5 protein-coding genes are annotated in these 3065 nt (G+C 67.3%); all 5 read right to left on the bottom strand.

Annotation, left to right across the window (positions count from 1 at the left end; all coding sequences use genetic code 11):
- A partial coding sequence (locus tag ACFWF3_RS30170) for an SDR family NAD(P)-dependent oxidoreductase (RefSeq protein WP_379317043.1) occupies nucleotides 1-163 on the bottom strand: 163 nt, incomplete at its 3' end.
- 204 nt (nucleotides 164-367) lie between these two features.
- Nucleotides 368-1102 (bottom strand): type II CAAX prenyl endopeptidase Rce1 family protein, encoded by a 735-nt coding sequence (locus ACFWF3_RS30165; RefSeq protein ID WP_378993687.1) that lies wholly within the window; start codon nucleotides 1100-1102, stop codon nucleotides 368-370.
- Between the two features lie 126 nt (nucleotides 1103-1228).
- Nucleotides 1229-2170 (bottom strand): RluA family pseudouridine synthase, encoded by a 942-nt coding sequence (locus ACFWF3_RS30160; RefSeq protein ID WP_379317040.1) that lies wholly within the window; start codon nucleotides 2168-2170, stop codon nucleotides 1229-1231.
- 70 nt (nucleotides 2171-2240) lie between these two features.
- Nucleotides 2241-2816: a putative glycolipid-binding domain-containing protein gene (locus ACFWF3_RS30155; protein WP_378993683.1), complete on the bottom strand. Its 576-nt coding sequence runs from the start codon at nucleotides 2814-2816 to the stop codon at nucleotides 2241-2243.
- Between the two features lie 35 nt (nucleotides 2817-2851).
- The coding region (locus ACFWF3_RS30150; RefSeq protein ID WP_379317038.1) for a hypothetical protein at nucleotides 2852-3065 on the bottom strand (214 nt) is incomplete at its 5' end.

Raw genomic sequence — 3065 nt, 5'->3', positions numbered from 1 at the left:
CGGTTCCCGGCAGCCCGGCCGCGGCCGCGCGCGCCGCGCTGCCCGACAGGTCACCGAGACACACCCGAGCCCCCGCGCCTGCGAACTGCCGCGCGATCTCCAGCCCGATCCCAGCGGCACCGCCGGTCACCGCGACGACCCTGCCGGTGTGCGTACGTTTCATGGCGGACATGCCCTCTCGGTGGAAACCGCTACATCTGGCATGTTGTCATGCCAGAAATTGTCGCCAGTATTCCACGCCATCACAACGCGGCGATAGCCTCAGCGCTGACTTCTGGACACTCGATCACCAGGCGCCTGCGGCGTTCGACTGATGCACAACACTCGGCTGACAGCGCGGCGCTCAACTGCCCAGCTCGGGTCGGCTTCAGCGCAGGGCGGTGTGCCAGACGACGGCGGCGGCGAGTGCGCCCGCGCCGTTGAGCGACCAGTGCAGGGCGATGGGGGCGAGAAGGCTACCGCTGCGGCGGCGCAGCCAGGTGAACACGACACCCGCGGCGGCGGTGGCCGCTACGGCGAGTGCTATCCCGGCCATTTGGCCGAGCACGCCGCCGCCGACGATGCTGGACAGCCCCTTGTTGCCGGAGGTGAGGCCGAACGAAGACGCGATGTGCCAGAGACCGAACATCAGCGATCCGGCGGCGAAGAGCCCGCGGACACCGAGGACCCGGTCGAGTGTGCCGTGCAGTACCCCGCGGAAGGCGAGTTCTTCGGGGATCACCGTCTGCAGCGGGATCACGATCATCGACGCGATCAGTGCGCCCGAGATCGTGGCGTAGCGATCGGCGAGGAAGAACGGCCTGGTGAGCGGCAAGAGAGCGCCGATCGCGACCGCGGTGAGCACGATCCCGACGGCACCGAGCGCGTACACCGTGCCGCGCTTCCAGTGCCTGGGTGACAGCCCGAGTTCCGCCCAGCCCAGCCCCCGCCTGCGCATCAGCGCCAAGAGCGCGAACGCCGCGACGGGAACGGTGACGATATTGGCCCACGCGGTCGTGAAGTGAGCGATCAGGTTGGTGCCTGCCAGCACGACGACGACCACCGCGATATCGATGTAGGCATGGAGCTTCGGCGGGGAATCGGCGACGGCGGGTACGGGCACCCGACCGAGTGTACGGAAATATCACGAAACGAAAACGGTCCGGTGAATGCGTGAAAACCCGCTACCCCCGCGTTGAGCGGCCCGGAATGAGCCCACCAAGATCGACAGTCGGCGCGGTGCTGTGAGCTACTCGACAGCCGACCCGGACCATCCGGCCATATCTGTCCAGGCCTGCAACTCGCGCCGCGTCTCGAACCGTCGCGGGGCCCCGCTGATCGGATCCGTGAATTCGAGCGAGGCTGCCAGCAATTGCAACGGCCGCGTGTAATCGTCGACCGACTTATCGGTGATCACGGGGTAGAAATCGTCGCCGAGAATCGGCACGCCGAGCCCGTTCATATGCAGGCGCAGCTGATGGGTTCGCCCGGTGTGCGGGCGAAGGCGGTAGCGCCCGAGCCCGTCGCGGTGTTCGACCAGTTCGACCTCGGTCTCGGCATTGGGCTCGCCGTCCACCTCGAAAGCGGCGAGCACCTGCTTCTCCTTGATGATCCGGCTGCGCACGGTCCGCGGCAGCGCGAGGGCGGGATCGTAGGGCGCGATGGCCTCGTACTCCTTGCGCACGGTCTTGCGGTGGAACATCGTCTGATAGGCGCCGCGCCGGGCCGGATTCACCACGAACAGCAGCAGGCCCGCGGTGACCCGGTCCAGTCGGTGCGCCGGGATCAGGTCGGGCAGTTCGAGCTCGTTGCGCAACCGCACCAGCGCCGTTTGGAGAATGTGCTGACCGCGCGGGATCGTCGCCAGGAAGTGCGGCTTGTCGATCACGAGGATGTCGTCGTCGCGGTGCACGATCCCGATCTCGAACGGCACCTCGGTCTCGACGGGCAGATCGCGGTGGAACCATACGGCGCCGCCCGGCACGAACGGCGCGTCCGGTCTCAGCGGGCCTTCCAGATCCACGATCTCGCCCGCCACCAGCATCGCGTCGATCCTGGCCGGATCCACCCGCGGCAACCGCTCGACGAGGTGGTCGCGCACGGTCGTCCACTGCCCGTCCTCCGGGAGCCGGAGTCGGGCGGGATCGAGGCCGTGCCGTTTCGGCAGCGGCGGCTGCTGCCTACGTCGCATAGGAAGAAGTGTTGTCGAGCCGGTGGAGCCGGGTGCTCTCGGCCCCTCGGAACCTGCTCGACGTCGTCGATCACGCGGTGCGTGTGGCCAGCCCGGGGTAGTCGATGATCAGACCCGACTCGTCGTAGTCCAGGGTGGCGTGGAAGTCGAATTCGGGAGCGCGGTAGTCGTAGCGCTGACCTACCCCGTCGGCGATCCGGCGATAGTGTTGCGGTAATCGGGCCGCGGTGAGGTCGGCGGCGCGCACATAGGCGGCGGGCGCGTCGGCACCGTCGCCGACCGCGAGCCCGAGGCGGTGCACCGGCAAGGCATTGGTGAACGCCGACGCCTCGAGATCGATATCGAGACACCCGTCGAGCTCGGGCGCGACCGTGCCGTCGACCTGCCAGCGCCCCAGCCCATCGGACTGCACGGTCACCGACCGCCTGCCCTCGGGATACCGTCCGACGATCTGCGCCGACCGGGTGTGCCAGCTCCCGTCGAGCCGCAGCCGGTAGTCGATCACCCAGGTGATCCCGTCCTCGACCGCCGTCGCGCACCCTTCGACGAGAACTCCGCGCGCGTCATCACGGAAATACGTGACCTCGAATCCGGTACGCGCGTCCCGGTGTAACCAGGCGGCCGAAGAGGGCAGCGGAGTGAACATGGGAAACGCATTCCCGCAATTCCGTCGCTCAATCGCTAACCTGCCCGCTGATCGAGCACCATCAGTTTCGCTTCGACGAGGACTTGACGCGCACGCCGTCGCACCCGGCACAGGTCGACGCTGCATTCGAGATGTATCTGCATCGCCCGATGCGCCTGTTCGGGCGACAGCTTTCCAGGGTCGGAATGGCAATCGGCGATTGCTGAAATGATTGACGTGACAAACATTTTCGTTCTCCCACCGCTACAC

The organism is Nocardia sp. NPDC060220, assembly GCF_042727815.1.
Lineage (GTDB): Bacteria > Actinomycetota > Actinomycetes > Mycobacteriales > Mycobacteriaceae > Nocardia.
Note: the sequence above shows the minus strand (reverse complement) of the source record. Positions and strands in the feature narration are given on the sequence as shown.